At 64.1% G+C, this 26,076-nt stretch carries 18 protein-coding genes; 10 read left to right on the top strand and 8 right to left on the bottom strand.

Annotation, left to right across the window (positions count from 1 at the left end; translation table 11 throughout):
• Positions 1 to 185: 185 nt before the first annotated feature.
• The 6 genes from N5J71_RS16445 to N5J71_RS16420 form a co-directional block, all read right to left on the bottom strand.
• Entirely contained in the window at positions 186 to 1,187 is a 1,002-nt protein-coding gene (locus N5J71_RS16445) for an LLM class flavin-dependent oxidoreductase (RefSeq protein WP_074855831.1), read from the bottom strand.
• Positions 1,188 to 1,322: 135 nt separating this feature from the next.
• On the bottom strand, positions 1,323 to 2,918 hold the full coding sequence (locus N5J71_RS16440) for a methyl-accepting chemotaxis protein (protein WP_279917240.1): 1,596 nt from the start codon (positions 2,916 to 2,918) through the stop codon (positions 1,323 to 1,325).
• Positions 2,915 to 5,167, bottom strand: a complete 2,253-nt coding sequence (locus N5J71_RS16435) for a putative bifunctional diguanylate cyclase/phosphodiesterase (protein WP_279917239.1) — start codon at positions 5,165 to 5,167, stop codon at positions 2,915 to 2,917. The genes N5J71_RS16440 and N5J71_RS16435 overlap by 4 nt, the downstream gene beginning before the upstream one ends.
• 158 nt (positions 5,168 to 5,325) lie before the next feature.
• Positions 5,326 to 5,631, bottom strand: a complete 306-nt coding sequence (locus tag N5J71_RS16430; RefSeq protein WP_039965426.1) for a hypothetical protein — start codon at positions 5,629 to 5,631, stop codon at positions 5,326 to 5,328.
• A 70-nt stretch (positions 5,632 to 5,701) separates the two neighbouring features.
• On the bottom strand, positions 5,702 to 5,980 hold the full coding sequence (locus tag N5J71_RS16425) for an antibiotic biosynthesis monooxygenase family protein (RefSeq protein ID WP_242408798.1): 279 nt from the start codon (positions 5,978 to 5,980) through the stop codon (positions 5,702 to 5,704).
• A 293-nt stretch (positions 5,981 to 6,273) separates the two neighbouring features.
• Positions 6,274 to 6,399, bottom strand: coding sequence for a hypothetical protein (locus N5J71_RS16420; RefSeq protein WP_255312126.1), 126 nt, complete (start codon positions 6,397 to 6,399; stop codon positions 6,274 to 6,276).
• Between the two features lie 395 nt (positions 6,400 to 6,794).
• On the opposite strand from N5J71_RS16420, the gene N5J71_RS16415 reads away from it, so the two are divergent.
• From N5J71_RS16415 to N5J71_RS16405, 3 genes are all read left to right on the top strand, one after another.
• Positions 6,795 to 7,766 (top strand): TAXI family TRAP transporter solute-binding subunit, encoded by a 972-nt coding sequence (locus N5J71_RS16415; RefSeq protein WP_279917238.1) that lies wholly within the window; start codon positions 6,795 to 6,797, stop codon positions 7,764 to 7,766.
• A gap of 147 nt (positions 7,767 to 7,913) precedes the next feature.
• Entirely contained in the window at positions 7,914 to 10,472 is a 2,559-nt protein-coding gene (locus tag N5J71_RS16410) for a TRAP transporter permease (protein ID WP_125874191.1), read from the top strand.
• A 266-nt stretch (positions 10,473 to 10,738) separates the two neighbouring features.
• Positions 10,739 to 12,247, top strand: a complete 1,509-nt coding sequence (locus N5J71_RS16405; protein WP_279917237.1) for an NCS2 family permease — start codon at positions 10,739 to 10,741, stop codon at positions 12,245 to 12,247.
• A 22-nt stretch (positions 12,248 to 12,269) separates the two neighbouring features.
• Here the strand turns inward: N5J71_RS16405 and N5J71_RS16400 are convergent, their stop codons facing one another.
• Positions 12,270 to 13,400 (bottom strand): PilT/PilU family type 4a pilus ATPase, encoded by a 1,131-nt coding sequence (locus N5J71_RS16400; RefSeq protein ID WP_074855839.1) that lies wholly within the window; start codon positions 13,398 to 13,400, stop codon positions 12,270 to 12,272.
• Positions 13,401 to 13,679: 279 nt separating this feature from the next.
• Between N5J71_RS16400 and N5J71_RS16395 the strand changes: the two genes are divergently transcribed.
• Positions 13,680 to 14,330 carry a substrate-binding periplasmic protein gene (locus tag N5J71_RS16395; RefSeq protein ID WP_279917236.1) on the top strand — a complete coding sequence of 217 codons (651 nt, stop codon included), beginning with the start codon at positions 13,680 to 13,682 and terminating at the stop codon, positions 14,328 to 14,330.
• A gap of 16 nt (positions 14,331 to 14,346) precedes the next feature.
• On the opposite strand, the gene N5J71_RS16390 is transcribed toward N5J71_RS16395, so the two are convergent.
• Positions 14,347 to 15,252 (bottom strand): AEC family transporter, encoded by a 906-nt coding sequence (locus tag N5J71_RS16390; RefSeq protein ID WP_004425318.1) that lies wholly within the window; start codon positions 15,250 to 15,252, stop codon positions 14,347 to 14,349.
• 68 nt (positions 15,253 to 15,320) lie between these two features.
• On the opposite strand from N5J71_RS16390, the gene N5J71_RS16385 reads away from it, so the two are divergent.
• The 6 genes from N5J71_RS16385 (at position 15,321) to N5J71_RS16360 (ending at position 26,072) form a co-directional block, all read left to right on the top strand.
• Positions 15,321 to 15,725 (top strand): GFA family protein, encoded by a 405-nt coding sequence (locus N5J71_RS16385; RefSeq protein ID WP_004425315.1) that lies wholly within the window; start codon positions 15,321 to 15,323, stop codon positions 15,723 to 15,725.
• 236 nt (positions 15,726 to 15,961) lie between these two features.
• Positions 15,962 to 17,302, top strand: a complete 1,341-nt coding sequence (locus N5J71_RS16380) for an SrfA family protein (protein ID WP_075750787.1) — start codon at positions 15,962 to 15,964, stop codon at positions 17,300 to 17,302.
• Between the two features lie 69 nt (positions 17,303 to 17,371).
• Positions 17,372 to 20,353, top strand: coding sequence for a virulence factor SrfB (locus tag N5J71_RS16375; protein WP_075750786.1), 2,982 nt, complete (start codon positions 17,372 to 17,374; stop codon positions 20,351 to 20,353).
• Entirely contained in the window at positions 20,350 to 23,064 is a 2,715-nt protein-coding gene (locus tag N5J71_RS16370) for a putative virulence factor (protein WP_279917235.1), read from the top strand. Before N5J71_RS16375 ends, N5J71_RS16370 begins: the two co-directional genes overlap by 4 nt.
• A 3-nt stretch (positions 23,065 to 23,067) precedes the next feature.
• Positions 23,068 to 24,087: a hypothetical protein gene (locus N5J71_RS16365; RefSeq protein ID WP_004425302.1), complete on the top strand. Its 1,020-nt coding sequence runs from the start codon at positions 23,068 to 23,070 to the stop codon at positions 24,085 to 24,087.
• Positions 24,084 to 26,072, top strand: coding sequence for a vWA domain-containing protein (locus tag N5J71_RS16360; RefSeq protein WP_112211100.1), 1,989 nt, complete (start codon positions 24,084 to 24,086; stop codon positions 26,070 to 26,072). The genes N5J71_RS16365 and N5J71_RS16360 overlap by 4 nt, the downstream gene beginning before the upstream one ends.
• Positions 26,073 to 26,076: the final 4 nt, after the last annotated feature.

Below are 26,076 nucleotides of genomic sequence, written 5' to 3'. Positions count from 1 at the left end.
CCCGCTGATCAATGGGTGCGCCGCGGGTGCAAGGTCAGGCTTCGAGTGTGCCTTCCAGGGTGATCGTGGCGTTCAGTCCCTTGGATACCGGGCAGCCGGTCTTGGCCGCTTCCACCGTATGAACGGGGCCACCGATCTGGCGGCCTGTTCTGATTCAGAGGGCAGTCACGCGTACAAGTTCGCACTTAGCCGTGTTGCAGCTCGGCGAGGATGTCGAAGGCGTGCAGGCGGTCGGCGAAGTCGTACATGTCGCAGGTGAAGATCAGTTCGTCCGCTTCGGTTTGCTCCAGCAACTGTTCCAGGCGTTGGCGCACGGTCTGCGGCCCGCCGATGGCGGCCAGGCCGAAGAACTCGCCCACGGCCTGACGCTCGTGCGGCAGCCACAGGCCGTCCATGCTCGGTACGGGCTTGCGCTGCACCAGGCTCTGGCCGCGGATCAACGCAAGGATGCGTTGGAACGCGGAGGTGGCCAGGTATTGCGCCTGCTCGTCGCTGTCGGCTGCCAGCAGCGGTACGCCAAGCATCACATAAGGCTTGTCCAGCACCGCCGAGGGGCGGAAGTGGTTGCGGTAGATGCGGATCGCCTCGTGCATGTAGCGCGGTGCGAAGTGCGAGGCGAACGCATAAGGCAAACCTTTCATGCCGGCCAGCTGGGCGCTGAACAGGCTGGAACCGAGCAGCCAGATCGGCACATTGGTCCCCGCCCCGGGCATGGCGATCACCCGCTGGCCTTCCTGGCGCGGGCCGAGGTAGGCCTGCAGTTCTTCGACATCATTGGGGAAGTCGTCGGCGCTGCCATCGCGGCTGCGGCGCAGGGCATGGGCGGTGTACTGATCGGCGCCGGGCGCGCGGCCCAGGCCCAGATCGATACGACCGGGATAGAGCGTGGCGAGGGTGCCGAACTGTTCGGCAATCACCAGCGGCGCATGGTTGGGCAGCATCACGCCGCCAGCGCCCAGGCGGATTTTCGAGGTGCCGGCGGCCAGATAGCCAATCAGCACGGAGGTGGCGGAGCTGGCGATGCCGTCCATGTTGTGGTGCTCGGCCACCCAGAATCTCTCGAAGCCGAGGCTCTCGACATGTCGGGCCAGCGCCAGCGAATTGTGCAGGGCCTGAGCGGCATCGCCATCGTCGCGAATCGGCGCTAGGTCGAGGGTGGAGAGTTTGATGGAGGCCAGTCGGCTCATTGGGGAATTCTCCTCGTTGCATGGCCGGTCACTCTAACCCCTCGGATCCAGGTAGCGCACGCCAGGCACAGGCATAGTCATCATCGACGTGGGTGATGCGCTGACACTTGCGCGCGCAGATGGCCGTGTAGGTGTTCACCCCGGTCGGCTCTGGCGCTGGCTCCAGAACTGCTCCGCCAGCAATTGCAGGCGCCCGGCCAGGCCGGCCAACTGCTCGGCGCTGCAGTGGCTGCGGGCGCTGGCTTCGGCGGTGCCCTCGCAGGCCTGGCGGATGCCCTGCAGGTTACGCTGGATATCGTCGCCGACGGCGCTCTGCTGTTCCACCGCGCTGGCGATCTGGATGCTCATGTCGCTGATCTGGCTGACGCGCTCGGCGATGCCGGTCAGCGCCTGGGCCGCCTGGTGCGCCTGGGCGGCGATGGCCTGGGCGCGCCGCTGGCTGTCGCCCATGGCCGCCACGCTGCTGGCCACCGTGTCCTGCAGGCCGGCGATGAGGGCGTCGATCTCGCCGGTCGAGGCCTGGGTGCGCTGGGCCAGGGCGCGCACCTCATCGGCTACCACGGCGAAGCCGCGGCCCGTTTCGCCGGCGCGCGCGGCTTCGATGGCGGCATTGAGCGCCAGCAGGTTGGTGCGCTCGGCGATGTCGCCGATCACTGTGAGCACCCGGCCGATATCGCGGCTGCTGTCGGCCAGCTGTTGCACCAGAACGTGGCCGGCCTGCAGCTCTTCGGCCAGGGCGGCGATATGTTGCCGGGTGCTTTCGACCAACTGGCGGCCGTCGCTGCTTTCCTGGTCGGCGGCGCTGGCCGCGCTGGCGCTGAGTTGAGCGTTGCGTGCCACCTCCTGGACGCTGACCGCCATCTGCCCCATGGCGCTGGCGACCTGCTCGGTCTCCTGGCGTTGTTGCAGGGTGGCGCTGTTGTGATGTTCCACCGCGTTGGCCAGTTGCCCAGCCTCGCCGCTGAGCTGGCGCGCCGAGTCGGCGATACGCCCGACCACGGCGCCGGCTTCGGCCTGCAGGCTGTGCAGGGCGAAGGCGATGGTGCCGAAGGCGTCGCGGCGACCGGTGTATAGCCACTGGCTGAGCGGGTTGTCGGCCTGCTGGCGAGCCTGGGTCGCCAGGCGCTCCAGCGGACGCAGGGCCAGATGGTTGATCAGCCCTAGCAGCAGGCCAAGCGCACCGGCACCTGCCAGCAGCGGCAACGGCGGCAGACCCAGGCTGGCGCTCAGCAGCAGCGCGGCCGCTGGCGGCAGGACGATGGCGCTGAGCACCAGGCGCAGACTCAGGCTCAGGCGTGGCCGGCGCAGTGCCCGCGGTGTGCGGCCGGCGCGCAGCTCGGCATAGAGCGCCTCGGCGGCGGCGATCTGCGCCTCGCTGGCGGCGGTGCGCACCGACTGGTATTCGACGATGCGCCCGTCCTGGCGCATGGGCGTGACGTAAGCGCTGACCCAGTAATGGTCGCCGTTCTTGCAGCGGTTCTTCACCAGCCCCATCCACGAGCGCCCCGCCTTCAGGGTCTGCCACAGGTGGGCGAAGGCGGCCGGCGGCATGTCCGGGTGGCGCACCAGGTTGTGATTGCGGCCGATCAGTTCGTCCTCGGCGAAGCCGCTGATGTCGATGAACTCCGGGTTGACGTAGGTCAGCGCGCCCTTGAGGTCGGTGGTGGAGAGGATGTTGGTCTGCGCCTGCACCGGCACCTGGCGTCCGCTGACGGGCAGGTTGAGCTTCATGGCTGTACCTCCCGGGCCTCGGTCTGGCTGTCTAGTGGGCAGCAGAGGCCGTCGAAGCGGTCCTCGCCACTGAGCAGGCGCTGCAGTTCTTGTGGTGCGCGTGGTGGACTGAACCAGTAGCCCTGGGCGTAGCGGCAACCTTCCCGGGCGAGGAACTCGAGCTGCTGCACCTGTTCGACGCCCTCGGCCACCACGGTCAGCCCCAGGCTATCGCCGAGGCCGATGATCGCCCGGCTGATGGCCAGCGCCTCGGCGTCCTGCGGGGTGCCGGCGATGAAGCTCTTGTCCACCTTGATGATGTGCAGGGGGAAGCGCTTGAGGTAGCCCAGTGAGGAGTAGCCGGTGCCGAAGTCGTCGAGGGCCAGTTGCACGCCGAAGCTGGCCAGTTCGCGCAGGCAGGCGAGGTTCTGCGCGCTGTCCTGCATCAGCTGGCTCTCGGTGATCTCCAGCACCAGGCTCGCCGGCCCCAGGCCGGTTTCGCGCAGCACGTCGGCGACCCGGGCGGCGAAATCGCCTTGCTGCAGCTGGCGGCTGGACAGGTTTACCGAGCAGCGCAGCTGTGTCTGCCCGGCCAATTGCCAGGCGCGCACCTGACTGCAGGCCTGACGCAACACCCAGTCGCCGACGGCGAGAATCTCGCCGGATTCCTCCAGACAGGGAATGAACTCCAGCGGCGACACCTCGCGTCCGTCGTGTCGCCAGCGCAACAGGGCCTCCACGCCCATCAGGCCCACCTGGCCCTGATCGAGCTCGCAGATCGGCTGGTAGACCAGGCGCAGTTCGTCGCGAACCAGCGCCTGGGCCAGGGCGTTCTGCAGTTCCAGCTGGCGCTGCGCCTGCTGCTGCAACTCGGCGCAGTAGCGGGCGAACTGCGCCTTGCCCGCGCTCTTGGCACGGTACAGGGCCAGGTCGGCGGCCTGCAGCGGGTCGAGCGTCTGGTCGCGTTCTTGTAGCGCGGCGATGCCGATGCTGGCGCTGACCGCCAGGGTCTGCTCCTGCAGCTGCAGCGGCGGGTGCAGGCTGTCCAGCATGCGCTGGGCGACCCGCTCGGCGTCGCCCATGCAGGCCAGGTCATCGAGCAGGGCGACGAACTCGTCGCCGCCGAAGCGGGCCAGGTGGTCGCCGGGACGCAGGCAGTGGGCGAAGCGTTCGGCGACCTCCACCAGCACGCGGTCGCCGACCTGATGGCCGAGGCTGTCGTTGATCAGCTTGAAGCGGTCTAGGTCGATGAACAGCAGGGCGGCCTCGCGCGCCCCGGGGCGCTGGTGGCGCTGCACGGCCTGTTGCAGCAGCTCGCCGAGGCGGGCGCGATTGGCCAGCCCGGTCAGCGGGTCGTGGCGGGCGGCGTGGTGCAGCTGTTCCTGGGCGGCGCGGCGCTGGCTGATATCGCTCTGCGAGCCGGCGATACGGCGCAGACCGCGGCTGCAGGTGTTCGCCACGCCGCGTACCAGCACCCACAGGTAGCTGCCGTCGCGGCGGCGGATGCGGTATTCGTGGTGCAGGCTGGGGCTGAGGCCACGCAGGTGATTGTCGATGGCCTGGCGCAGGCCGGGCAGGTCGTCGCCATGCACGCGGCCGAACCAGCTCTGGCTGGTGGGCGCCAGGCTGTCGCGATCGAGGCCGAGCATGCTCGTCCAGCGTTCGGAGAGGTACAGCTGGTCCTGTTCCAGCTGCCATTCCCACAGGCCGTCGTTGGCCCCGCGCATGGCCCGCGCGTAGCGCGCCTCGCTGTCCTGCAGGGCCTTGCGCTGGGCCGCTCCATAGCTTTCCAGGGCCAGGTCGATATCGAGGAAGACCTTCTTGACCAGGCTGGCGAAGCAGTCGGCGGCCGGCGAGGCGCCGAGCAGTTCGCCGAGCACTCGGTCCAGGTACAGGCGGTAGGCGCCCAGGTACCATTTGAGGTCGACGCCGACACGCTGGTGCACCCAACCGATGCGCAGGCGTTCGAGCACGTAGTCCTGGTCCGGGCGGCCCTGCCACAGGCGTCGGTAGTAGTCGGCCTGGCTGTGCTTGAGACGCGCCGTGGTGGCAGGGTTGCCGAGGATGGCCGCCGGGGCGGGATAGTCGGCGAGCCGTTCGTAGAGTTCGTCGATAAAGGCCTGGGTGATGGGTTCCACGCGCTGGGTGTGGCGCGCCAGGCGCTCGTTGTCGGCCTGGCCCCAGTCGAGAAAGCGCAGGCGCTGGAGCAGTTCCTCGGGATCCGGGGCGATGTGTTGGAGCAGTTCTAGGAATTCCTGTTCGTTACCCATGTCAGCCTCCTGCGTTTCTTCGGCGCAAAAAAAAGCGCCGTAGGCCGCCCTCGTTCGAAGATGGCGGCCTACGGCGCTCTGTCTTGCAGGTCCTGTGTCCTGCCCGGCAAAGCCGGTCTCCGCTCGGGGAGCGGAACCTACTGCGGCTAGGTTCTACCTTAATTGTCGGGCTCGGACAACTCCTCCAGCAGGCGGCTCAGTTGTTTGCGCAGCTCGGCCAGTTGCGCGGACTTGAAGGCATGGCGGCTGCGTTCCAGCACAAGCACGGCCTCGTCCAGGCGCGCCTGCACTTCGCCCAGGCTGTGCGCCGGCAAACACTGCAACCAGCGGCACAGGGGGCGATGACGACAATCATCGAGGCTGTCGATGATCTGGCAGTGCGGAGCCTGGCTGCGCAGCAGATGCGTTACCCGTTGGCACGATTCCGTATCCGGCAGGCTGAGCAGCAGATGGGTCTGAGGCATGGCGATGGCCGTTATATAGCGAATGGCCATTAATGCTAGTGCGCGCACACCGCGAAAATATTGATCAGTGTCAGTCCATGCCGTAGTCGCGTTCGACTTTGGCGATGCGCAGGCGAAAGCCGCCGCACCAGCGCTCGTGGCCCAGGCGCTGGGCTTCGCGGTGTTCGGCGTTGGCCTTCCAGGCGGCGATGGCGTGCAGGTTGCGCCAGTAGGACACGGTGATGCCGAGGCCGTCGCGGGGCGCTTCGAGACCGAGAAAGCCGGGCTGCTCGGCGGCCAGTTCGACCATGCGCGCGGCGATGGCGGCGTAGCCCCGATCATCGGCGTTCAGCGTCGAGGTGAAGATCACCTCGTAGTAGGCGGGGCGGCCATGGCGGCGAAGGGGGCCATGCCGGGCTCTCGGACTCAGGTGGCGGGGCCGCCGTGTGCCAGTTGCTCGCCGAGCAGGCCGATGACCCGCGCACTGAGGCTGACACTGGTAGGCGGGCGAGCAGGGTTTCGGCATGCTGGCGCAGCAGTTGCTGCAGCGGCGGGTTGGCCTGGATCAGGGGCGCCTGACCCAGGGTCCGGGGCAGGGCTTTGGCGTAGGGTCTGTTGCCGTTTCGCGCAGCAACGCGGCTCGCGTCGAAACGGCAACAGACCCTAGTCGTCGCTGGCGAACTGCAGTGGGCAGGCGAACACGTTCTGACAGGGCGCAAGGCCGGCTGGTGCAGCGTGACGAAATTGTGCGCCGAGCAGGCGGAAGTCGTCGAGCAGCGGCATGGTCATCTGCACCCAGCAGGCCGGGTTCCGGGTGCTGCAGGCGCGAGTCCAGCACGTGCCAGAGGGTCTGCTGGACGCTGAAGGGGGGCAGCCAGTTGCTGGTCAGTCAGGTTACAGACGCTGAGCAGTGCCTGACGGTCGAGGCCGAGGAGACTGGCTGCGTGCAGCACAGCCTGGGTCAGACTGGCGCTGACCGAGGCCTGCGATGATTCATGAAGGGCGTTCGACATTGGCCGATTCTGCCCAATGCCGGGGTTGGACGATAGCCTGTGCTCCAACACAATGAGATACGACCGGTTGGTCAACAAGGCGTACATATTCGTCGCAAGCGGTTAGACTTCCCTCCCTGACGCCGCTCACAAGGCGCGTTCGCTCACAATAACAGAGAAAGGAGATATCCCATGAAAGGCAAATCCTTGGCATGGGTCCTGTCTGCCGCGCTTGCGGGTGCTGCCCTGAGTGGCACAGCACAGGCCGAAGAAAAGTTCGTCACCATCGGTACCGGCGGTCAGACCGGCGTGTATTACGTGGCTGGTCAGTCCATCTGCCGTTTCCTCAACCGTGGCTCGGCTGAGCACGGCATCAAGTGCAACGCCCCGGCCAGTGGCGGCGGCGTGGCCAATGTGAACGGCATTCGCAGTGGCGAATTCAACTTCGGCATCATGCAGTCCGACCACCAGTACAAGGCGCTGAATGGCGCTGCACCGTTCGCCGCTGAAGGTGCAATGAGCGATCTGCGCGCGGTGTTCTCGCTGCAGAGCGAAGTGTTCACCATCCTCGCTCGTCGCGATGCCAACATCGCCAGCTTCGATGACCTCAAGGGCAAGCGCGTCAATATCGGCAACCCGGGTTCCGGCCAGCGTGACACCCTGGAAGAGATCATGGCCGTCAAAGGCTGGGATCGTTCCGCCTTCGCCCTGGCTGCCGAGCTGAAGCCGGCCGAGCAGGCCAGCGCGCTGGGCGACAACAACATCGATGCCATGACCTACTTCGTTGGTCACCCCAATGGCGCGATCCAGGAAGCCACCACCACCACTGACGCGGTGCTGGTGCCGGTGACCGGCGCCGAGATCGACAAGCTGCTGGCCGAGAAGACCTACTACACCAAGGCAGATATCCCGGGTGGCCTGTACAAGGGCAACGATCAGCCGACGCCGTCCATCGGTGGCAAGGCCGTGCTGTCCACCAGCGCCCAGGCGGATCCGGAAGTGGTCTACCAACTGGTCAAGTCGGTATTCGAGAATATCGACCGCTTCAAGCGTCTGCACCCGGCCTTCGCTGACCTGAAGGAAGCCGACATGATCAAGGCCGGTCTGACTGCCCCGCTGCACGAGGGCGCCGAGCGTTACTACAAGGAACGCGGCTGGCTGTAAGCCTTCGGCCCTGTCGATCCCGTCGCAGGGCTTATGGGTGGTGCGCAGCGAGCGCATTGCCCGATTCGCCTCTAGTGTTAAGCAAACCCGTAGGCTGCGGCCTACGGGTTTTGCCGTTTTTCGTTTACTCAAATGCAGGTTCGCCCCATGCATGACAAGCAACTGTCCACCGAAGAACTGATTGCCCAGGACGTCGGCGCGCGTTCGCCCGTCGGTCTGATGGCCCAGGTGATTACTGGCCTGGCGCTGCTCTGGTCGCTGTTCCAGCTGTGGATCGCTTCGCCGCTGCCATTCATTTTCGGCGTTGGTGTGTTCAACGATACCCAGACCCGCGCCATTCACCTGGCCTTTGCCCTGCTGCTGGCGTTCCTCGCCTATCCGGCGTTCAAGCGCTCACCGCGTGATCGTGTGCCGCTGCTGGATATCGCTCTGGGCCTGGTCGCCGCGGCCAGTGCCGCCTACCTGTTCATCTTCTATCAGCAGTTGGCCCTGCGCCCTGGCAGCCTGACCACGGGTGACCTGGTCACCGCCTGCATCGGTATTCCCCTGTTGCTGGAGGCCACGCGCCGTGCGCTTGGCCCACCTCTGGCGATCATCGCCCTGGTGTTTCTTCTCTACAGCCTGGCAGGCCCTTATATGCCGGGCCTGCTGGCGCATCGCGGGGTCAGCTTCAATGCCCTGGCCAACCACCAGTGGATCACCACCGAAGGCGTATTCGGCATCGCCCTGGGGGTGTCCACCAGCTTCGTGTTCCTCTTCGTGTTGTTCGGCGCGTTGCTCGAGCGCGCCGGTGCCGGGCATTACTTCATCCAACTGGCGTTCAGCCTGCTCGGCCACTTCCGTGGTGGCCCGGCCAAGGCGGCGGTGCTGGCGTCGGGCCTGACCGGGATGATTTCCGGTTCGTCGATCGCCAACGTGGTGACCACCGGTACCTTCACTATTCCGATGATGAAACGCACCGGCTTCTCTTCGGAGAAGGCTGGTGCGGTGGAGGTGGCCTCCTCGGTCAACGGCCAGATCATGCCGCCGGTGATGGGGGCTGCAGCCTTCCTGATGGTCGAATACATCGGCATGCCGTATGTGGAGATCATCAAGCATGCCTTCCTACCGGCGACGATTTCCTATATCGCGCTGCTCTATATCGTTCACCTCGAGGCGCTCAAGCTCGGCTTGCAGCCTATCGGCAGCGCCCAGCCCAAGCCCTGGCTGCGCCGCCTGACCGGCTTCGCCTTCGGTGCGGCGCTGATCAGTGGTCTGTCGCTGGCGGTTTACTACGGCCTCGGCTGGCTCAAGCCGGCACTTGGCGAATATGCCTTGCCGGTCATCGGTGTTCTGCTCGCGGTGGTCTACCTGGCGCTGCTGAAAGTCGCCGCCAGCGTACCGGTACTGCCGCCGGAAGACCCCAATGCGCCGCTGGAAGAACTGCCGCAGACCCGCGCGGTGCTGCTCTCGGGCCTGCACTTCCTGCTGCCGGTGGTGGTGCTGGTCTGGTGCCTGATGATCGAGCGCCTGTCTCCCGGCCTGTCGGCTTTCTGGGGCAGCGTGATGCTGATCATTATCCTGCTCACCCAGCGCCCGCTGCTGAGCTGGATGCGTCGCGATGGCAGCCATGACCATGGCCGTTTCATCGATGGCGTGATCGACCTGCGTGAAGGCCTGATCGCCGGTGCGCGCAACATGATCGGCATCGGTATCGCCACGGCGGCGGCCGGCATCATCGTCGGTGCGGTGTCGCAGACCGGCGTCGGTCTGGTGCTGGCGGATCTGGTCGAACTGCTGTCGATGGGCAACCTGCTGCTGATGCTGATCCTGGTGGCAGTGTTCAGCCTGATCCTCGGCATGGGCCTGCCGACCACCGCCAACTACATCGTGGTGTCCAGCCTGCTGGCGCCGGTGGTGGTGGCGCTGGGGCAGCAGAACGGCTTGATCGTGCCGCTGATCGCGGTGCACCTGTTCGTCTTCTACTTCGGCATCATGGCCGACGTGACCCCGCCGGTGGGGTTGGCCTCGTTCGCTGCGGCCGCGGTGTCCAAGGGCGATCCGATCAAGACCGGTATCGTGGCCTTCTTCTACAGCCTGCGCACCGCTGCGCTGCCGTTCCTGTTCATCTTCAACACCGACCTGCTGTTGATCGACGTCGACTTCTGGCACGGCGTGATCATCTTCATCGTGGCGACCATCGCCATGCTGATCTTCGCCGCCGGCACCCAGGGCTTCTTCCTGGTGCGCAGCCGCTGGTACGAAAGCGTTTTGCTGCTGCTGGTGGCCTTCACTCTGTTCCGCCCCGGCTTCTGGATGGACATGCTGCACGACCCCTACCAGGAGGTGCCGCCGGCCGAGCTGGCGCAAGCGCTCGATGGGGTCGAGGACGGCAGCTCGCTGCGTCTACGTATTCTCGGCGAGAACGCCGTGGGCGATCCGCGCGAGTTTACCGTGCTGCTGCCGGTGCCTGATGGTGCCAGCGGAGAGGAGCGTTTGCAGAAGCTCGGCCTGGCCCTCTACGAAGAGGGTGACAAGGTGCTGGTGGACAACGTCACCTTCGGCAGCCTGGCCGCCGATGCCGGTCTGGAGTTCGACCAGCAGATCCTCAACGTGCGGGCACCGACCGACCGCTGGATGAAGGAGTTGATGTGGATTCCGGGCTTCCTGCTGTTCGGTCTCGTGGTGTTGCTGCAGCGCCGTCGCAAGCTGGCGCAGACCGCATAGCTGGTTTGGCACTGACGACAAGGCAGCTTCAGCTGCCTTGTTCGTTTATTGATCATGCCCCCATTTGCGTAGGCGCGGCGCCCCGCCGCGAACCAGGGCGACGCAGACTCAAAAGCTTCGCCCCGGGGCGGGGCTCCTACGCAAGAGGGGATTTGCGAAGCCTATATGACAGGCGTTGAGCTTCGGCTGCCTTGTGCGTTTATGCTCGCCTGCCAGGTTGCTAGACTCGCCGCCCTGACCACTCAGACAACAAGGACGCAGCCAGCATGTCGACGCCGCGCGTGCATTACCCCTGGTACAAGAAGGAAGACACCGACGCGTTCTTCGCCCTGTTCCAGAACAACATCGCCAACTTCGTGATCATCGCCATCAGCATGCTGGGCATGGGCTTTCCCGCCGAAATCGTGTTCGGTCAGGTACTGCCGGGGGCGGCGGTGGCGGTGATGGCCGGCAACTTCTACTACGCCTGGAGCGCCGCGCGTCTGGCGCGCAAGGAGAACCGCGCCGACGTCACCGCGCTGTCCTACGGCATCAGCACGCCGGTGATGTTCGTCTTTCTGTTCGGGGTGCTGCTGCCGGCCAAGACCCTCACCGGTGACGCCGAGATGGCCTGGAAGGTGGCGGTGGCGGCCTGTTTCGTCAGCGGCCTGATCGAAGCCGCCTGTGGCCTGGTCGGTGGCTGGATGCAGCGTCACCTGCCGCGCCCGGCGCTGCTCGGTGCCGTCGCGGGCGTGGCGCTGACTTTCATCGCCGGCGAGATGCTGTTCAAGACCCTGGAAATTCCGGTGATCGGCCTGCTGGTGCTGGCCATCACCATCGTCGGCCTGGTGGCGCGGGTGAGCATGCCGTTCCGCCTCCCTGCCTCGCTGTTCGCCATCGTCGTCGGCACCGCGCTGGCCTACCTGATCGGCGCGGCTGACGGCGGCAAGTTCAGCGATGCCTTCACCCACCTGGGTTTCTACCCGCTGCTGCCCAACCTGGCCTGGTACGAAGGCCTGGGCCTGCTGTTCACCACTCTGCTGGCGCTGATGACGGTAATTTTACCGATCACCCTGTACAACGCCATCGAGACCATGAACAACGTCGAGGCCATGAGCGCCGCCGGTGACAGCTACAGCGTGCGCGAGTGTCAGGCGGTAGACGGACTCGGCACCTCGCTCGGGGCGCTGTTCGGCGGCGTGTTCCCGACCACCGTGTACATCGCCACCGTGGGTTCGAAGTGGATGGGCGCCGGGCGTGGTTACAGCCTGCTCAATGGCGCGGTGTACGGCTTGGCGACCATGTTCGGTCTGATCGCCTTTATCGCCGCGCTGATTCCGGTGTCGGTGGTGGCGCCGATCCTGGTATTCGTCGGCATGTCGATGATCGCCACCGCGTTCAACAGCAACCACGCCCGTTACTACCCAGCAGTGGCGTTGGCGATGCTGCCGTATTTCGCCAACTACCTGATGACCCGCTTCAATCGGGGCGCGCCTGAGGTGGTCGAGGGCATTTCCAGCGCCATCGGCGCGCTGGGGCAGGGCGCCATGTTCAGCGCCATCCTGCTCGGCGCCATGTGCGTGGCGGTGATCGATCGTCAGTTCCGCCAGGCCACGGTGTTTGCCCTGATCGCTGCGGGCATGGCCTTCGTCGGCCTGATGCATGCACCGAAACTGGCCTGGTATGCCGCGCCGGACTTCGTTCACGGCTACCTGCTGATGGCCCTGTTCTTCGCCTGGTATGCCTGGCGCGGGGTGGAGCCGGCCGCGCCGGAGCGGGTGAGCAGCGGCGACTGAAGGCGCTGACCGTCGGTGCTGCTCAGCCGTCGCGCAGCACCTTGAGCTCGGCGTCGTCGGCGGAGAAGCCGCGTTCGAGTTTGAACTTGAGGCTCAGGTCGGTGCGCGAGTCGGCGAACTTGAGTGCTTCGGCCAGGCTGATGCGCCCGGTTTCGAGCAGGGCGAACAGGTGCTGGTCGAAGGTCTGCAGACCTTGTTCGGCCGCTCGCGCCGTGGCCTCGCGCAACTCCTCCAGCTCGTCGCGCTGGATCAGGTCGCGGATATAGGGCGTACCGAGCATCAGCTCCACGGCCGCCACGCGCTTCTGGGCGATACCCGGCACCAGACGTTGGCCAATGACCGCCAGCAGGTTGTGCGCCACATCGGCCAGCACCTGCTTGCGTGCATCGTCGGGGAAGAAGCGGGCGATCCGCTCGATGGCGTGGCTGCTGCTGGTGGCGTGCAGCGTGGCGACGCACAGGTGGCCGGTTTCGGCGTAGTGCAGGGCATGCTGCATGGTGGCGGCGTCGCGGATTTCGCCAAGCATGATCACGTCCGGCGCCTCACGCAGCACGTTGCGCAGGGCATCAGCGAAGCTGTGGGTATCCAGGCCGACTTCACGCTGGTCGATGATCGAGCGCTGGTGGCTGTGGAGGAACTCGATGGGGTCTTCGATGCAGACGATATGCCCGCTCTTGTGGCGGTTGCGAAAATCCAGCATCGCCGCCAGGGTGGTGGACTTGCCCGAGCCGGCCGCGCCGGTGACCAGGATCAGCCCGCGGTCCTGCATGGCCAGTTTCTCCAGCAGCCCGGGCAGGCCAAGTGCCTCGAAGCTGGGGATCTCGCTCTTGATCAGGCGCACCACCATGGCCACTTCGCCGCGCTGGTAATAGACGTTGACCCGATAACGCCCGGCGCCCTGCAGGCTGACGGCCAGGTTCATCTCCAGGTCGCGTTCGAACTCGGCGATCTGCTTCTGCGTCATCAGTTGATAGGCCAGCTGCTGCACCTCACCGGCCTTCATGATGCGCTGGCCGACGGGCTGGCTATGCCCTTCGACCTTCATGTGCGGCGGCGCGCCGACGCTGAAGAACAGGTCCGAGCCGGCATGTTGATGCATCAGCTGCAGGTAGGGGAAAACATCGGGCTGGTCGTTGGCGCTGGTATCGTTCATCGGCGTGTCGCAGTCGGTTCGTGGTGCAGCAAGGATAGTCGTAGTCTTGCAATGCCTCTTGTTCCGTATCAAGAGAACCTGATGAATTGTCGCTCTATAACCGGGTTGCACTGGACAGCCTGGCTTGCGACAGCGAGAGTCAATGATCAGGGTTAGTAAGGCGCATGCACGCCAGTTATTGGAGATTGATGGTGGAATTCTGGGGGGCGGCTCTGCTTGGCCTGCTGTTGTGCACATCGGTGCGAGCGGAGGTGCTGCACCTGGCTACGGGCGATGACTATGCGCCGTTCACTGGCAAGGCATTGGCCTGGTCAGGGCATGCTCACCCAGGTGGTGCGGGCTGCGCTGGCCGAGCAGGGGGCGGCAATCACACTCGACTGGCTGCCCTGGAACCGCGGTTACCTGAAAGCCAAGCGCGTTGAGTACGACGCCACCTTTCCCTACATCCGTTCTGCCGAGCGCGAGGCGGAGTTTTTCTACTCGGCGCCCATTTATGTGGCCGAACCATACATCTTCAGCCGGGCCGGTGATCACATCGAGCTCGATGATCTGCCCGCCATGATCGGCCGGCGACTCTGCTATCCGCTGGGCTGGCAGCCACCGGCGGCGATCCAGCAAATGGTCGAGCAGGGTGTGCTGCGCCGTCATTCTCCACTGGGTCTGCAGGAATGCGCACGGCTGCTGCTGCTCGAACGTGACGACCTGTTCATTGCCGACCGTAACCTGGGGGGCAGTGCTTTGCACAGCGCTGGCGCTGATCTGGCGCAGTTTCACCGGTCACGGGTGCCGTTTCAGAGCAGTACGCTGCACTTCATCGTCTCGCGGCAGCATCCGCGTGCTACCGAGTTGATCGAGCGCTTCAATCGCGGGCTCGAGGCGCTCAAGGCACGCGGTGAATATCAGCGGCTGATCGAGAGCTACGTGGAGTAGCGCCCGTGCTGGTCAATCAGGCCAAGAACATCATGATCGCCACCAGGCTGCCGGCCGCCAACAGCGTCTGCAGGGTAATGATGCCGGCCATTAGCTGGCTATCGCCGCCGAGCTGGCGGGTCAGCACGTAGGCGGTCGGTGCGGTGGGCAGGGCGAAGAACAGCACCAGCACGGCGCTCTCCATGGCCGGCAGGGCCAGCGCCCAGGCCACGCCCCAGGCCAGCAGCGGCATCGCCAGCAGACGCAGCGCACTGTTCCAGGTCAGTGCAGGGATTTCACCGCCAAGCTGTGCCGGCTTGAGCGCCGCGCCAACGCAGAGCAGGCCCAGCGGCAGGCTGGCTGCAGCGAGCAGGCTGAGCAGGCGATCCGTGCCGCCCGGCAGGCCGATGCCCGTGAGGTTGAACAGCGCGCCGCCGACACAGGCGAGGATCAGCGGGTTCTTGATGATCGGCAGCAGCAGGCTGCGCGCGCTGACGCCACGTTCGGCGGTCAGCGACCACACCGACAGCACGTTCACCGTCGGCACCATGAGGGCCAGCATCAGCGCGGCGAGGGTCAGGCCCTCCTGACCGAACAGGCTGCCGACCGCGGCCAGGCCCAGGTAGGTGTTGAAGCGCAGGATGCCCTGAGTGAAGGCGCCAAAACGCCCCGCCGGCCAGCCACGCAGGCGCCGCACCAGCAGCAGCGCCAGCCAGGCGATGCCCAGGCCGAGCAGCACCGCCAATGCCAGACGCGGCAAGGCCGGATTGTTCAGCGGCGCACGGGCCAGGCTGGAGAACAGCAGGGCAGGGAACAGAATGAAGTAATTGAGGCGCTCGGCACCCGGCCAGAAAGCCTCGCTGGGGAACTCGCGCAGGCGCAGCCAGTAGCCGGCGACTATCATGGCGAACAGCGGCCACAAGGCCAGCAACAGGTCTATCACGGGAACCCCCGGTGGTGGTGAGCGCCCATCTTGGTCAGCGGCGCGGGGCAATGCAAGGCGGAGGCAAGATGAAGGTCGAACATCAGGGCGGCTGCCAGTGTGGTGCACTGCGCTATCGGATCAATGCGCCGCTGACGGATATCGCGCACTGCCATTGCTCGGTCTGCCGGCGCAGCAGTGGCGGCATTCTCACTACCTGGGCCACGGTACCGCGCCAGGCATTTCACTGGCTGCGCGGCACGCCGAAGGCGTTCGCCTCATCAGCCAGCTGTACACGCTATTTCTGTGCGGACTGCGGTGCACATCTGGCGCTGCTCACTTCGCTCAGCCCGGATACGCTGGATGTAACCGTCGCCACGCTGGACAAGCCGGAGCAAGCCCCGGCGGATCGGCATATCTGGGTGAGCAGCCGGCTGTCCTGGTTGACGGTCGATCCGCAATTGCCGGAAGAGTGGCAAGAAGAGATAGATTAGGTAGCTCAACATAAACGCATAAGGGATCGATTCAGAGTTAATCGCAGATTGATTTTTGCGCCGAAAAGCATTCCCATGAAGCGATGTCTATGTCACATTTCGAAAAATTAAGTACAGCTAACGTTTGAATACAAAAGGCTTTTTAGCCTTGCTGACTGACGCGATCTTCCAACGTCATTTGGAATGATTGTGCCGTAATTTCTATTTTCAGATGGCCAGGGAAAGGATGACCGCACATGTCAGGCGCATTGCTCCGCACGGGTAACCTTCAGGAATTCAAGGCGCTGGGTGTCGATGGTCAGCCGGTGTACAGCGCCGCGCTGCAACTGCGCGAGGCCATTCGCCTGAAGATGGGGCGCGAAGCCTCCAGTTGCCTAGCCATTCCGCAGCCCAACGAAACCGGTGACCGCATCGATTGGTACGCGCCTGCAGAGGGCGACGTGATCCCCTGGTCGGCGGCCACGGTTGAGGAGCGCGCGAATGCCTATGCTCAGCTTGAGGTGATGCACGCCAAACTGGGTGCTACCAGCGAAAGCATGCGTGCTGACGCGCAGAACCGGGAAAAGCAGATATTCGGTCGCCTGCTGGAAAAAACCATTCACTTTCCCGACAGCGACCATGTCTACCTGGTCGATGGCAAGCCCGTCATCACCTTCTGGGGGTTCACCGATCACGCGGGAACCTATGATCACGACCCGCTGTTGTGTCTGCGTCCGCCTGTGCCCAGCGCTGCGCCAGTAGCACCGCTCGCGCCGCCCCCGCTGGCCGCCGCCGTGCCGGTTGAGGTGGTGAAGAAGTCGCGTTGGTGGCGCTGGCTGTGGCTGTTGCTCCTGCCACTGCTCCTGCTGTTGCTGTTGTTCTTGCTGCGCGCCTGTGCGCCAACGGTCGAGTTGCCACTCGGCCTCGATCGCATCGATCTGCCGGGATTGCCGGTGCATGAGCGTGATATCGGCGTGTTCGGTCGTGGTGGGTCGGTCGATGGCGCCGGGTCGGGTGCTGCTATCGATGGTCAACTGCCGGACGGACAAGAGTCTCCCGCTGCCGAGCAGGAGGAGGGCGCTGCTGCACACGACGAGCTCGATGCACCGGGCGAAGAACCGCCGCCGTCCGCGCCTGAAGATGCAGCCGCTGAGGAGCCACCAGCCGACCCGCCACAGGAGCAGCAGGAACCTCGCAAGCAACCGCCGGGTCGGGACGTACCACAAGACCTGAGCATTCCCCCGCAGGCACTGGAAACCGGCTCCACTGAGTTCCTCAACGGTAACTGGAAAGCGGGTGCCGGTATTCAGGATGCGCAGACCGGCAAGCCCATGCAACTCGACTATGACTTCAAGGATGGCAAGGGGCAGGTCAAGGTGCGACGTGGTGATGGTGTCGAGTGCTCTGGTGCGGTGAATGCCGCGATGCAGGGCGGCAAGCTGGCGATCAACAACCAGGGGCAGGCTGCCTGCAACGATGGCAGCAGCTACAAGCTGCCGGAAGTCGTGTGCAGCCCGGATAGCCGTAGCGCTGCTGACTGCACGGGTAGTTATGAGAACAAGCAATTCCCCATGTCCATGAGGCAGGGCGTCGAGTAACAGGCCCTTGAAATTCCAGGCAGTTCCAACGGCCTGCCACGACCCGAGAACAGGGCGGAAAAACGCATCATGTTTCCAGAAAAGACCGACTACGAAGATAAGATCACCCTGATCATGGGCAGCGGTGTCCAGTTCCTGGATTTCGCCGTGACCCTTGAACTGCGCCGCGAACTACCTGGCGAGTTCGTGCGCCAGCGCAACGATGGCCCGTTGGCGCGGCTGATGTTCGATGAACGCAGCAACAGCTTTTTCCATCCGGCAGCCCCGGGCAGTCCTGTGAGCCCGGCCTACAGCGTAGCGGTCGACCAGTCGGTGCGTCTGCTCAAAGGGCTCTGGCTACCCTTGCCATTCTTTCGCTTCAGCCCACCTCGGCGTTTCGACGATGGCCCGTCGAACTGGGCGCGTATGCGTATCATCGAGCTCAAGGAGGGTGAGGATCCAGATGGTCATACTCACCGGGTGACCCTGGCCTTCGATACCAAAGTATTCGCCAGCCGCAGCGATACCGCCTATCTGGCGCCGACCAGTGACGATGTGCGAGCCGGCGCGGCATTTGCCCTGGCACATCAGGCCGACGAGATGGGCTGGTTCCTCGACCTGGCCTGGGTCGATGGCTGGCTACGCGAAGTGTTCACCGAGCAGGCGCAACTGCCGCCGATACGCATGCAGTTCGATGACATCGAGCACGAGTGTCAGGAGCTCTATCACCAGGCGCACTACCTCAACTTGCTGCACCTGCTCGGTACGGCGTTGCTGGTGCCGGAGCTCAAGGTGGTGTCCAACCGCGACAGCGACCTGCACAAGGCGATTCCGGTGGACATGGTGCTCGATGTCGGCAACTCGCGCACCTGCGGCATCCTGATCGAGGATCACCCGCAGGAGAATGATGGCCTGAGCAAGCGCTATGAGCTGGAACTGCGTGACCTGACCCAGCCCGAGCACGTTTATCCAGAACCTTTCGAAAGCCGTATCGAGTTCGCTCAGGCGGTATTCGGCAAGGATCACTTTTCGGTGCAAAGTGGCCGTCGCGAGGCCTTCCAGTGGCCGACCATCGCCCGCATTGGTCGCGAGGCCGGACGTCTGGCCAGTCGCCGGCGTGGAACCGAAGGCTCGACCGGCCTGTCCAGCCCGAAGCGTTACCTGTGGGACGAGGACAACTACGAGCCGGGCTGGCGCTTCAACTGCGCCTACGTCAAATCCGAAAGCGAGCCGCACGCCACTGCTGCGCCAGTCGCCGGGTTGATCAACGAGAAAGGTCAGGCGCTCTACAGCCTGCCCTTCGACGAACGCATGCCGGTGTTCCACCCGCACTATTCGCGCAGCTCGTTGATGACCTTCATGCTCTGCGAAGTGCTCGGCCAGGCATTGATGCAGATAAACAGCCCGTCGCAGCGTCTGCGCATGAGCCATTCGCGCGTGCCGCGCCACTTGCGCTCGATCATCCTCACCGTGCCGCCGTCGATGCCCAAGCCCGAGCGCGAAATCTTCGCCAAGTGCATGGAGCAGGCCATCGGCCTGGTGTGGAAGAGCCTTGGCTGGCACCCTGAGGACGATCCGATCAACATCAAGGACGCCAAGAGCCGCGAGACCGCTTGGCCATTCCTGCCGGAAGTGCATGTGCAGTGGGACGAGGCCACCTGCGGCCAGGTCGTCTACCTGTTCAACGAAACGCAGAATAACTTCGCCGGTCGTCCGGAGGAGTTCTTTGCCACCATGGCGCGTCCGGATCAGCCGCACAAGGATCGTCTGACCATCGCTTCGATCGATATCGGTGGTGGCACCACCGACCTGGTGATCACCGAATATCGGCTCGATGATGGCGTGGGCAGCAACGTCTATATCACCCCCTCGCAGCGTTTTCGCGATGGTTTCAAGGTCGCCGGTGACGACATCCTGCTCGACGTGATCCGCCAGTTCGTCCTACCGGCATTGGGCTCGGCGCTGCGTGATGCGGGTGTCGACAACCCTGATGCGCTGCTGTCCAAGCTGATTGGCAGCGAGCCGCTGGCCGTGCAGGACGCCGTGCTGCGCCAGCAACTGACTCTGCAACTGTTCAGCCCTATCGGTCTGCGCCTGCTCAAGGCCTACGAACAATATGACCCGCTGGATGCCGGCACCCTGGTCAGAGGCACTTTCGGTGAACTGCTTGGCGACGAGCGTCCCACCGACGATGTGCTTGACTATTTCAGCAGTGCCGTACGCCGCCAACTGGGTAACGGCAGCGAGCCGTTCGACCTGCTGGCGACAACGCTCAACGTCAGTCTGCGGCGCATTCACGAGGCGTTCATCGGCGATCGCATGAACATCGGCAAGACCATTCAGGCGCTGTGCGAAGTTGTCCACAGCTACCCCTGCGATGTGCTTCTGCTCACTGGGCGTCCGTCGCGTCTGCCCGGTGTGCAGGCGCTGTTTCGCAAGCTGCTGCCGTTGCCGCCGGGACGCATCCTGCCACTCAACCAGTACCGCACCGGTGGCTGGTACCCGTTCAACAAGCTCGACCGTATCGAGGACCCGAAGACCACGGCCGCAGTCGGCGCCATGCTTTGTCTGCTCAGCCGCAGCCTGCGGCTGCCCAACTTCTTCTTCCGTTCGGCGGCGTTCAAACCCTACTCGACGTTGAAGTTCCTCGGTCTGATCGACAACAACAACGTGATCAAGGACGGTAACGTCTACTTCCGCGATATCGATCTCGACGACCCCGAGTACGAGCTGCCCGAGTTGACCTTCGATATGCGCGGCACCATGCGCCTGGGCTTCCGCCAACTGGCCAACGAACGCTGGTCTGCAGCGCCGCTGTACATCCTCAGCATCGAGAACCAGAAGCTGCGCGAGCAGGTCGCTTCCCAGGGGCTGGTGCTCAAGGTGCGCCTGGGCATCAAGCCTTCGCGCAATCCGGCTGAAGGCAGCGAGAGCTTCGAATTTCTTGGTGCCGAATCCAACAGTGGTTCGGTCAGCCGCTCGCACATTCGCCTGCGCCTCAACACCCTGTCCGACGCCGGGCTGGGTGAATCCCAATATTGGCTCGACAGCGGGAGCGTGTTTCGCAAATGAGTAACTCGCCTGAGCAACTGACCCGACACTGGGCCGCCATTCATACCGGTGCCGGCGAGGCGATCCGCTGGATCGGCGACGTGCGCCGCAGCGCGCCACGCCTGGATAACGAAGCGGACGACCTGATCCTCAGCCTGCGTCGCGTGCGCAATACCGCCCGACGCCTGGGCGGCGTTTCCGGCCTGCCGATGACCGTGGGTTTCTTCGGTCTGTCCCAGGCCGGCAAGTCGTACCTGATCTCGACCCTGGCTGCCGGTGCCAACGGCAAGCTGGAGACTGATTTCGGTGGCAGTCGTCTGGACTTCCTCACCCATGTCAATCCGCCGGGTGGAGGCAAAGAGGCCACCGGCCTGGTCACCCGTTTCAGCCGTACTGCGCGCCCCGGCCCGGACGATTTCCCGCTGGAGCTGAAGCTGTTCGGCGAAGTGGAAGTGGCCAAGGTGCTGGCCAACTCCTTTTTCAACGACTTCAACACCGAGAAGGTGTCCTATCGCTTCGACGAAGCGGCCATCCGCCAACTGCTCAAGGAACTCGGCCAGCGCCGCCAGCTCAAGCCGGTGCCCGGAGTCAGCGAGGACGACGTGGTGGCCCTGTGGGACTACCTGCAAGGCAGTTTCCCGGCGTCGCTGAGTGGTCTGGCTGGGTACTACTGGCCCGTGGCCGTGGAGCTGGCGCCCTGGCTGGCGGTGGAGGATCGCACCCGGCTGTTCTCGATCTTCTGGGGTGAGATCAACGAGTTGAGCGAGGCCTACCAGAGCTTCGCCAGAACCCTGAGCAGCTTGGGTAACGCTGATCGCGTATTCGCTCCGCTCGATGCCCTGGTGCGGCAGACCGACAAGGGCCTGTCGCAGGCCGACAGCATCATGAACGTCGACATGCTCGAGCGCTTGGGCAAGGACAGCGACAAGCGCATCGGCGTGCGCCCATTCATTGACGGCGAGCTGCGTGCGTCGGTCGAGCTGTCCCTGGCGCAACTGGCCGCACTCACCGTCGAGTTGGTGTTCCCGTTGGTTGAGCCTACTAGCGAGCCGCTGTTCGAGCAGGTCGACCTGCTCGATTTTCCCGGCTATCGCGGCCGCTTGTCGGTCGAGTCGCTGGACGACGTGCGTCGCGCGGTGAGCAGCGACGAAGCCAGCCCGGTGGCGCAACTGATCCTGCGCGGCAAGGTTGCCTATTTGTTCGAGCGCTACACCGACAGCCAGGAAATGAACGTGCTGATCGTCTGTACGCCATCGAACAAGCAGTCCGACGTCACCGCTGTCGGTCCGGTACTGACCCGCTGGATCGACAAGACCCAGGGCGCCAAGCCTGAAGAGCGTGCTCTGCGTAAGCCGGGCCTGCTGTGGGCCATCACCATGTTCGACATGCGCATTGGTAGCGACTTGGACAAGGGCGAAGACCTACTGCGCCTCGGTTGGGGTAGCGGCGGCATGATGAAGATGACCATGCTCGAACGCTTCGGCCAGTACACCTGGCTGCAGGAGTGGACGGCCGGTCAGTCCTTCGATAACACCTTCCTGGTGCGCAAACCGCGCATGAAGGTGACCTTCCTCGACGTGCAGGCTGGTGAAGAGATCGGTATCAACGCCGCTGCCCAGGATTCGTTGGGGCTGATGCGCAGTACCTTCGTCGAAGACGAAACTGTACAGCGCCACGTCAACCAGCCGCAGCAGGCCTGGGACGCGATGCTGGAGCTGAACGATGGCGGCATGGGCCGTATCAGCCAGTACCTGCGTGGCGTGGCGCTGCGCGAGGTCAAGCTGGGGCGTATTCGTGAACAGCTCGATGATGTACTGCATCTGCTGGAAAACCGGCTTGGCCACTGGTATCAGGCAGAAGGCGCCGGCGAGCTGGAGAAGAAGCGCAAGATCGCCAAGCAGATCTTCGACGCGGTCTGGCCGCGGCGCATTCTGCTGGGTGAACTGTTGCAGAGAATGCAATTGCCTGACGATCTGGTTCGGGGTCTGTACCTGCGCGCCGATGACGAAGAACCTACTGCTCTGGTGAGCGATAGTGCGAGCAGCGGTGTTGTGAGCGGGGGGGCGCTCAACCTGGGTGATGACCTGGGACACGACGATGGTTTTGATCTGTTCGGCGACAGCGAGTCGGCGCCTCGCTCGTCGAGCAATGCCTTACCGCTGCGCTCCAGCGGTAGCGATGCACGTTTCGCCCAGGCCGTACTGCGTGAGTGGATAAGCCACCTGCGCCACCTGCCTGAAGACATGCGTCTGATGACCTATCTGGGCTTCTCCAAGCCAGCGGTCGAGGCTCTGGTTGATGAGCTCATCACCGGCGCTAGTCGCCTCGACCTACAAACACGCCTGCTGCAGGCCATCGTCAGTACCGAGCAGATTGGCACCAAACGCGAGCAGCTGGCCGGACGTCAGGTGCTCACCGCGAAAACCGTGCTGGGTGATTTCATCGGCTGGCTAGGGTTCATCGAGTCACCGCTGGAGCAGCGTCCCGACAGCCGCATCGAGCGTGGCGCCAAGCTGTTCCAGGCGCCGCCGGTTATCGTCCCGGGCAAGCTGCCGCAACTGCCGGCGCAACCCTTGGAACACACGCGCAACTATGTGGGCGACTGGCTGGTGGCGCTGGCCAAGATCGCTGAAGACAACGCCGGTCACAGTGCCGGCCGAGAAATCACACCGGAGCAGAACGAGACGCTGGGCAAGGTGCTCGCCACCCTGCATGCGGATCGGACGGAATAAGTCATGTTGAGAATCGAACTGAAGGCAGCGCAGAGCGGCCAACCTGGTCATGGAGAGCTGACCGTACATGGTTGGCAGGAGGGCAGTGACGCCCTCGAACTGACCGTGCAGCGCAATCAGGATGGCCGCTACCTCGGTGAAAACGGCGAATGGGATACGAGCCCATCCTGGCATACGCTCGATGGCTTGAACCTGGTTGATGAAAAACTCAGTGGCGAGGTCGGCCCCTGGCTGATCGACCCGTTGATGCTTGATCCTCAGATGGCCTACATGCTGCAACTGCGTAACGAGGACGGCAGCGACAAGGGTGTGCTGCGCATCCTTGGCAGCATTCTGTCCTCCAAGGCAGCAGGTAACTCGACGCATGACGAGAAGAAGGTTGAGCGCAAGGCCGAGCCGGTCATCGTGCCGGTTTTGCCAGAAGTACTGCCCGAGCCGCCTGCGCCTGAGCCCGAGGTGATTTCAGTACCCGTGCCTGAGCCGGTAGTTGTCGAAGCGCCGCCTGCTCCATCACCTCAGACCCCGGTGGCAAAGAAAGGCAGCAAGCTGCCGCTGATCCTGATCACCATACTGCTCATCCTGGCCCTGGCGGTTGCGGCCTGGTGGTTCCTGCTGCGCACGCCGTCGACCGATATCGCGCCAAGCGACACGCCGGCTTCAGTGGTAGGGGCGATGGCCGCGTGCAGTTCGCAAGCCCTATCTGATGCCAGGGAGGATCTGTCTTTCATCCAGGCCTGCCTGAAGTCCAATCCGTCCAGCGAACAGGTGCTGGAGGTGATCGCCGTTGCCAAGGATGCCAAGCGCTGTGGCGTGGTGCAGCGTCTGTATGCGCACAAGGCGCAGTCGGGCGATGCCGCCATTGCCTATGCCTATGCCCGCGAGTACGACCCGGCGCATTATGCCAGCGGTGGTTGCATCGAAGCGGCTGACGCTGAGACTGCGATGTATTGGTACGAGATTGCCGTGAACAACGACCCGGACAATCAGGACGCCAGCCAGCGGCTGGAGGAGCTGAAGAAATGACCGTGCGCACCGCCCCGGGCGTCAAACTGTTGTTTGCCGGCCTGCTGCTGAGCGCAGCAGCGCCACTGATGGCGGCAGACAAACCGCTGCTGCAGGAAGGCAAGAAGACCCTCTACCAGCGCGTGCTGACCACGCCGACCTGCCAGCTTGGCGATAGCGCTGGCGCTAGTGGCGGTAAAGCGCAGCCAGCATTCACCCGCTTTTACGTGTACCAGCGTGAGCAGGCAGGCAACGCCGAGTGGCTGAAGGTCGGCCCTGACAGCTATGGCAAGACCGTCGGCTGGATTAAGGGCGACTGCGCCGTACCGTGGAAGATGCAGATGACCCTGGCCCTGACCAACCCGGCCGGCCGTGATCCGCTGCTGTTCTTCCGCAACAAGGACAGCCTCGAACAGCTCTTTGCCAAGGACGACCCGGCGCCACTGCTCAAGCCGATCCTGGCCAACATGAAGGCCAATGGCCGTGATCCGGCGGTGGCTGCCCGCGAGCCGGATTACGCGGTGGATCTGACGAAGAATTTCTACCTGTTGCCGGTGCTGGAAGCCGAGGAAACCTTCACCGAGAAGGGTTTCCAGGTGCGCCTGCTCAACGTCGCTTCGGTGAGTGCGGCGGAGTCGGCCGACAAGCAGGGCGCGGACAAGAACGCCACGGCCGATGCCAACACCCTCAAGGGGTTCAGCGCCGCCGTGGTGTTCGTCATCGACTCGACCATTTCCATGGGGCCGTACATCGACCGTACCCGTGAGGCGGTCAAGCGTATCTACGACCACGTCGAGCAGGAAAAGCTGCTGGATCAGGTCAAGTTCGGTCTAGTCGCCTACCGCTCCAGCACCAAGGAAGTGCCCAAGCTTGAATACGTCAGCAAGATGTACGTCGACCCGAGCACGGTCAAGGACGGTAAAGACTTCCTGGCCAAGGTCGCCGAGCTCAAACCGGCAACTGCGTCCAGCAGCAGTTACGACGAAGACACCTACGCCGGCGTGATGCAGGCGCTGGATCAGGTCAAGTGGAATGAGTTCGGTGCACGCTACATCGTACTGGTTACCGATGCGGGCGCAGTCGATGGTGACAGCAAGCTGTCGTCCACTGGCCTCAACGCCGAGCAGGTGCGCCTGGAGGCCAAGTACCGTGGCGTGGCGATCTACAGCCTGCACCTGAAGACCCCGAGCGGTTCGAAGAACCATGCCTCGGCCGAGGCGCAGTACACGGATTTGTCGACCAACGCTTTCCTCAATAAGCCGCTGTACTACCCGGTGGATGCCGGCAACGTCGAGAGCTTCGGCAAGATGGTCGACAGCCTTGGCGATGCCATCACTGCACAGGTCAAGGCGGCCTATCGCGGCGACATGGCGGCCGGTAGCGCGCTGGGGGCCGATGCGGAGTACGCCAAGGCGAAATCCGGCAAAGGTGGCGATACCGCCCTGGCCGAGGATGCCGAGCTGCTCGGACACGCCATGCGCCTGGCCTACCTCGGCGAAAAGACCGGTGCCAGTGCGCCGCCGGTGTTTCAGGCGTGGATCAGTGACCGTGACTTCGTGCGTCAGGATGTACCCACTACCGACGTGCGTGTGCTGATGACCAAGAGTCAGCTCAGCGACCTTAGCGATGTGGTCAAGCAGATCGCCGATGCTGCTAACGAAGGCCTGATCTCGCCCAGCGACATGTTCGAGCGCCTGCGTTCGGTGGCCGCGACCATGGGCAAGGATCCCAACCAGCTCAAGGACAAGACCATCAAGGTCGCCGACATGGGCCTGATGGCTGAATACCTTGATGGCCTGCCTTATCTCAGCGAGGTGCTCAGCCTCGACGAGGAAACCTGGAAAGGCATGGAAGGGCTTGAGCAGGAGAAATTCATTCGGCGCCTGAACACCAAGCTCAAGTACTACCAACGCTACAACGCCGATGCCGACCGCTGGGTATCCCTGGCGCCGGGCAGTGACCCACGCGAGCACGTTTACCCGGTGCCGCTGGAGGCTTTGCCTTAGGACT

The organism is Ectopseudomonas oleovorans (genome assembly GCF_029845265.1).
GTDB classification, from domain to species: Bacteria; Pseudomonadota; Gammaproteobacteria; order Pseudomonadales; family Pseudomonadaceae; genus Aquipseudomonas; species Aquipseudomonas oleovorans.
The sequence above is the reverse complement of the archived record's forward strand: the minus strand, read 5'-3'. Positions and strand labels throughout refer to the sequence as shown.

What these genes read in the sequence shown, in the direction of transcription:
- N5J71_RS16445 (WP_074855831.1), bottom strand. Translation starts at nt 1,187, where the DNA reads ATGAGCCGACTGGCCTCCATCAAACTCTCCACCCTCGACCTAGCGCCG.
- N5J71_RS16440 (WP_279917240.1), bottom strand. Translation starts at nt 2,918, where the DNA reads ATGAAGCTCAACCTGCCCGTCAGCGGACGCCAGGTGCCGGTGCAGGCG.
- N5J71_RS16435 (WP_279917239.1), bottom strand. Translation starts at nt 5,167, where the DNA reads ATGGGTAACGAACAGGAATTCCTAGAACTGCTCCAACACATCGCCCCG.
- N5J71_RS16430 (WP_039965426.1), bottom strand. Translation starts at nt 5,631, where the DNA reads ATGCCTCAGACCCATCTGCTGCTCAGCCTGCCGGATACGGAATCGTGC.
- N5J71_RS16420 (WP_255312126.1), bottom strand. Translation starts at nt 6,399, where the DNA reads ATGACCATGCCGCTGCTCGACGACTTCCGCCTGCTCGGCGCACAATTT.
- N5J71_RS16415 (WP_279917238.1), top strand. Translation starts at nt 6,795, where the DNA reads ATGAAAGGCAAATCCTTGGCATGGGTCCTGTCTGCCGCGCTTGCGGGT.
- N5J71_RS16410 (WP_125874191.1), top strand. Translation starts at nt 7,914, where the DNA reads ATGCATGACAAGCAACTGTCCACCGAAGAACTGATTGCCCAGGACGTC.
- N5J71_RS16405 (WP_279917237.1), top strand. Translation starts at nt 10,739, where the DNA reads ATGTCGACGCCGCGCGTGCATTACCCCTGGTACAAGAAGGAAGACACC.
- N5J71_RS16400 (WP_074855839.1), bottom strand. Translation starts at nt 13,400, where the DNA reads ATGAACGATACCAGCGCCAACGACCAGCCCGATGTTTTCCCCTACCTG.
- N5J71_RS16395 (WP_279917236.1), top strand. Translation starts at nt 13,680, where the DNA reads ATGCGCCGTTCACTGGCAAGGCATTGGCCTGGTCAGGGCATGCTCACC.
- N5J71_RS16385 (WP_004425315.1), top strand. Translation starts at nt 15,321, where the DNA reads ATGAAGGTCGAACATCAGGGCGGCTGCCAGTGTGGTGCACTGCGCTAT.
- N5J71_RS16380 (WP_075750787.1), top strand. Translation starts at nt 15,962, where the DNA reads ATGTCAGGCGCATTGCTCCGCACGGGTAACCTTCAGGAATTCAAGGCG.
- N5J71_RS16375 (WP_075750786.1), top strand. Translation starts at nt 17,372, where the DNA reads ATGTTTCCAGAAAAGACCGACTACGAAGATAAGATCACCCTGATCATG.
- N5J71_RS16370 (WP_279917235.1), top strand. Translation starts at nt 20,350, where the DNA reads ATGAGTAACTCGCCTGAGCAACTGACCCGACACTGGGCCGCCATTCAT.
- N5J71_RS16365 (WP_004425302.1), top strand. Translation starts at nt 23,068, where the DNA reads ATGTTGAGAATCGAACTGAAGGCAGCGCAGAGCGGCCAACCTGGTCAT.
- N5J71_RS16360 (WP_112211100.1), top strand. Translation starts at nt 24,084, where the DNA reads ATGACCGTGCGCACCGCCCCGGGCGTCAAACTGTTGTTTGCCGGCCTG.